The organism is Novosphingobium sp. 11B, assembly GCF_054589055.1.
Map to the genome: position 1 here is coordinate 1 of NZ_BAAILP010000200.1, position 5320 is coordinate 5320.

General features: G+C 67.6%; 4 protein-coding genes. 2 read left to right on the forward strand and 2 right to left on the reverse strand.

The genetic code is table 11. The annotated features are described in order from the left end of the window. Positions 1-113: 113 nt before the first annotated feature. Both ACYPYD_RS18190 and argS read right to left on the reverse strand, forming a co-directional pair. Positions 114-905 (reverse strand): SPOR domain-containing protein, encoded by a 792-nt coding sequence (locus tag ACYPYD_RS18190; protein ID WP_459664644.1) that lies wholly within the window; start codon positions 903-905, stop codon positions 114-116. Positions 906-908: 3 nt separating this feature from the next. Next, on the reverse strand, positions 909-2657 hold the full coding sequence (argS, locus tag ACYPYD_RS18195) for an arginine--tRNA ligase (RefSeq protein WP_036526005.1): 1749 nt from the start codon (positions 2655-2657) through the stop codon (positions 909-911). 472 nt (positions 2658-3129) lie between these two features. Between argS and miaB the strand changes: the two genes are divergently transcribed. Next, positions 3130-4476: a tRNA (N6-isopentenyl adenosine(37)-C2)-methylthiotransferase MiaB gene (gene miaB / locus ACYPYD_RS18200; protein ID WP_459664647.1), complete on the forward strand. Its 1347-nt coding sequence runs from the start codon at positions 3130-3132 to the stop codon at positions 4474-4476. Beyond that, the gene (locus tag ACYPYD_RS18205) at positions 4473-5165 is read left to right on the forward strand and encodes an alpha/beta fold hydrolase (protein ID WP_459664650.1); all 693 of its coding nucleotides are present in this window, start codon (positions 4473-4475) and stop codon (positions 5163-5165) included. Before miaB ends, ACYPYD_RS18205 begins: the two co-directional genes overlap by 4 nt. The last annotated feature ends 155 nt before the right edge of the window (positions 5166-5320 follow it).

Here is a 5320-nt window from a genome sequence, read left to right on the forward strand (position 1 = left end):
CCCGGACTTGATCCGGGACCGGTGGCGGTCTTTAGGCGCGAACTCGCTGCGCGCGCCGCAAGGTGGGTTGGTCCCGGCCAGCGGTCCCGGATCAAGTCCGGGACGACGGATATTCAGTTCTTAACCTGACAGCTCATCCCTGCGGCCTTCATACCCAAGCACAAGGCCCGCGCCGCCGCGCCGTCGCCGGGGACGGCCTGTAGGCGGTAGACGGTGCCGATGTCCGCCTTGCCCTGAACCACGCGGTGACTCATGCTGCCGAGCGGTTCGTACTGCGTCTTGAGCGTGTTCCATCCGGCCTCCGCCGCCTCCTTCGAGGCATAAGCGCCGACCTGCACACCGACACCGCTGACCACCGGAGCGGCCGCGGAAGCCTTGTCGGTCGGCTTGGCTTCGGCAGGCTCGGCAGTCGTGCGGAAGCCCGGCGCGGGCGTATCGTCGCTCTTGTCGATCTGGACGGGGCGCGACTGGCCCTCGGCGACCGCGAAGCTGGTGTCGCCGGTGCCCTCGACGACTTCGCCACCGGGGTTGTCGGGCTTGACCTTGTAAGGGGCCTTGGGCGCGGCGATCACGCCGCCGTCTGCGACCAGCGGTTGCTCGGGACGGCTCTTGATCGCCCAGACCACGCCGCCGCCGATGACCACAAGCGCGACGAGGCCGAGTGCGCCCAGCAGCACGCCCTGTCCGATGCCGGAGCGCTCTTCCTCATAACCCTCGTCGTCGCCTTCCAGCCAGGGGAGGCGCACGTCCTCCTCCAGCTGCAACTGCTGCGCGGTGGCGCCGAACGCGGCCGAGGCGGACGCATCGCCGTCCTCCTCGAAGTAGGGGCTGCCCTGCTTGCCCGAGCCGAACACCGGGTTCTTCTTCTCCGGTTTCGGGAAATAGCCGTCGTCAGCGCCTGCCATGGATCACATTTCCTCCACCGCCTCGACCCCGAGCAGAGCCAGGCCGTTGCGGACAAGTTGCCCGATCTGCGCCGCCAGGAAAAGCCGCGCACCCGTCAGCTTTGCATCCTGCGCGTTAACAAACCGCTTTTCCACCCTGTCGTTGCCGAGGTTCCAGTAGCCATGGAACGCCGCCGCGACGTCACCGAGGTAGAAGGCGATGCGGTGCGGTTCGCGCGCTGCCGCCGCCGCCTCGACGATGCGGGGGAACTGCGCGGCCAGCTTGACCAGTTCCAGCTCCTCTTCGCCCAGCAGTTCGACGTGCTCGCCCGAGGGGGTGAAGCCGCCCTCGGCCAGCCCCTTGCGCAGCGTCGAGTGGACGCGGGCATTAGCGTACTGGACGTAGAACACCGGGTTGTCTTTGCTGGCTTCGACGACCTTGGCGAAGTCGAAGTCCATCTGCGCCTCGGGCTTGCGGGTCAGCATGGTGAAGCGCACCACGTCCTTGCCCACTTCGGTCACGACTTCGGCCAGCGTGACGAAGTTGCCCGAACGCTTGGACATCTTCACCGGCTCGCCGTCACGCAGCAGCTGGACCATCTGCACCAGCTTGATCTCGAACGGCGTGGGTTCGCCATCGGCGCCGGTCATGGCGGCCACGGCAGCCTTGATGCGCTTGACGGTGCCCGCGTGGTCCGCACCCCAGATATCGACGAGGGCGTCGGCGCTCTGGGCCTTCTGGAAGTGGTAGGCAAGGTCGGCGCCGAAATAGGTCCAGGTGCCGTCCGACTTCTTGATAGGGCGGTCCTGATCGTCGCCGAACGCGGTGGACTTGAACAGCGGCAGTTCGACCGCTTCCCAGTCCTCCAGCGTCTTGCCCTTGGGCGCTTCGAGCACGCCGTCGTAGACGAGGCCCTTGGCGCGCAGCCAGGCTTCGGCCTCGTCGGGCTTGCCGCTGGCCTGCAGTTCCGCCTCCGACGAGAACAGGTCGTGGTGGATGCCGAGGAGCGCGAGGTCGTCCTTGATCATCACCAGCATCGCGGCGACGGCCTTCTTCTGGAACAGCGCCAGCCATTCCGACTCGGGTGCGGCAGCGTACGTCTCGCCGAACTCGGCGGCGAGCTGCTGGCCTACCGGCACCAGGTATTCGCCCGGATAGAGCCCCTCGGGGATCGCGCCGACGTCGTGCCCGAGCGCCTCGCGGTAGCGCACGTGCGCCGAGCGGGCGAGCACCTGCACCTGCCCGCCGGCATCGTTGACGTAGTATTCCTTGGTGACCTTGTGGCCCGCGAACTCCAGCAGCGTCGCCAGCGCATCGCCGACGACCGCGCCGCGGCAGTGGCCCATGTGCATCGGCCCGGTGGGGTTGGCCGAGACGTATTCGACGTTCACCGTCGTCCCGCCGCCCATCGTCGAGCGGCCGTAATCCGCGCCGAGATCGGCGATCGCGCGCAGTTCGGTCAGCCACGTGGCGGAAGAGAGGCGCAGGTTGATGAAGCCCGGCCCTGCGATCTCGGCCGACGTCACCGAATCGAGCTTCGACAGCTCCGCCACCAGCGCCTCGGCGAGATCGCGCGGCTTCAGGCCGGCGGGCTTGGCCAGCACCATCGCGGCGTTGGTCGAGAGGTCGCCGTGCGAGGGATCGCGCGGCGGCTCGACCGTGATCGCGCCTCGCTTGAGGCCGCCCGGCAGCGTGCCCGCTGCTTCCAGCGCATCGAGCGCGGCGGAAAGGTGGCCTGCGAAGGCGGCGTAAAGGGTCTGCGTAGTGCTCATGACGCGCGCGGATAGCCCAAGTATGGAAGAAGGGAAACAGGGCGCTGCAAGGTGACAGGTTTACACCGTTGACACGGTCCAGAGGGGAAAGGTGTCACCTTGGGCCGGAAAGTGTCACCTTGCGGGGGTAAGGTGACACATTTTGCGGGGAATGTGTCACCTTGTGAGGGGGATGTGTCACCTTGCGGTGTAACCTTGTGCGGCCGTGGAGGTTCGGGCGGGGCATGGGAGTAATCTATCGGAGCGGGCGGTCTGTAGGAAAGCGGGCGAGCCGTAAGCGCCCCGTTGCACACCTTGTGTATCCTCCCTGTTGCGAAGCAATGGGGAGGGGGACCGCTCGCGTAGCGAGTGGTGGAGTGGGAGGAACCCCTCCGTCAGCCCTGCGGACTGCCATCTCCCCATCGCTGCGCGACAGGGAGGATAAAAGGCAGTCCCCCTGTCCAAACCCACCCTTTTGCGCTAACGGCGCGCGATGCAAACGACTGCGACTCCCCGGACCTACCGCGTCAAGAGCTTCGGCTGCCAGATGAACGTCTACGACGGCGACCGCATGGCCGAACTGCTCGCCGAACAGGGCATCACCGCCGCGCCGGAAGGCGAGGAGGCGGACCTTGTCGTGCTCAACACCTGCCACATCCGCGAGAAGGCGGCGGAGAAGGTCTATTCCGACATCGGCCGTCTCGTGAAGAACTGGGACCGCGAGGATGGGTCGGCACCCATGATCGCCGTCGCTGGCTGCGTCGCGCAGGCCGAGGGCGAGGAAATCATGGCCCGCGCGCCCGCCGTGACGATGGTCGTCGGCCCGCAGGCCTACCACCGCCTGCCCGAGATGGTCCGCGCCGCCAGCGCGGGCGAGCGCGTCACCGATACCGACATGCCCGCCGAAACCAAGTTCGACGCCCTGCCCCGCCGCAAGCGGTCCGGCCCCACGGCGTTCCTGACCGTGCAGGAAGGCTGCGACAAGTTCTGCACCTATTGCGTGGTGCCCTATACCCGCGGCGCCGAAGTCTCGCGCCCTTATGCCGCGCTGATCGACGAGGCGAAGCTGCTGGTCGAGGCCGGCGCGCGCGAGATCACGCTGCTCGGCCAGAACGTCAATGCCTGGACCGGCGAGAACGCCAAGGGGCAAATGGCCGGCCTCGACGGGCTGGCGCGCGAACTGGCGGCGATCCCGGAACTGGCCCGCATCCGCTACACCACCAGTCATCCCAACGACATGACGCAGGGCCTGATCGACGCCCACGGCGAGAACGCCAAGCTGATGCCGTTCCTCCACCTGCCGGTGCAGGCGGGTAACGACCGCGTGCTCAAGGCGATGAACCGCAGCCATACGGTCGAGAGCTACCTCAAGATTCTCGACCGGGTACGCGCGGTGCGGCCGGACATCGCGCTGTCGGGCGACTTCATCGTCGGCTTCCCCGGCGAGACCGACGCCGAATTCGAGGATACGCTGGGGCTCGTCGACGCGGTCGGCTATGCGCAGTGCTTCAGCTTCAAGTATTCGCCCCGCCCCGGTACGCCTGCCGCGACGATGGGCGACCAGGTCTCCGCCGCAGTGATGGACGAGCGGCTGCAGCGCCTCCAGTCCGCGCTCAACCGCGACCAGCTGGCGTTCAACGCCGCAACGGTCGGCAAGACCTGCGACGTGCTGGTGGAACGCAAGGGCAAGCATGCCGGCCAGTGGCTCGGCAAGTCGCCGTGGCTGCAGTCGGTCCACTTCACCGGAGAGGCAGAGGTCGGCCAGATCGTGCGCGTCGCAATCACCAGCGCCGGGCCGAACAGCCTCGGTGCGGTTCCGCTGACCGCAGAGGTGGCGTGAGTCGCCAGCCACTCGTCCTCGTCCCGGGCCTGACTTGCGACGCGGAGGTCTTCCGCGCGCAAACTGCTGCGCTGGCGGACGTGGCGGACATGACCCTCGCCGATACGCTCAGCGACGGCTCGATCGCCGCCATGGCCGAGCGGCTGCTCGACGATGCGCCCGATACCTTTGCGCTCGCGGGGTTTTCGATGGGTGGCTACGTGGCAATGGAAGTGATCGCCCGCGCGCCGGAGCGGGTCACGCGGCTCGCCCTGCTCGACACCAGCGCCACGGCTGATGCGCCCGACTATGCCGCCGTCCGCCGCGCCGCCGTCAGGACCGCGCGGGAACGCGGCTTCGAGAAAGTTCTGCGCGGCAGCCTTGGCCTGCTGGTCCATCCGCAGGCGGACCCGGCGATCGGGGATGCGGTAGTGGCGATGGCCCTGCGCGTCGGGATCGAGGCGTTCGAACGGCAGCAGGGCGCGATCATCGCCCGCGCCGATCCGCTGCCGGGTCTCGGCGCGATCGCGGTGCCGACGCTGGTGCTGGTCGGCGAGGACGACCGCACCACGCCGCTGCACTATTCGCGCACGATCGCGCAGACCGTGCCGGGTGCGACCTTAGTTACGATCCCGCAATGCGGCCACATGGCGCCGATGGAGCGGCCGGAAGCGGTGAACGCGGCGCTGCGTGAGTGGCTTTTGGCGTAGTCGAGCCTGTCCCCCAACGGCAAGTCAAGGTCACACAGGTTCGTCATTGCGAGCGCAGCGAAGCAATCCAGAGCGGTTCAAGACTGCCCTGGATTGCTTCGCTGCGCTCGCAATAACGAAAGGGGGGCATCCACGAAAAAGCCCCGGAACTCACG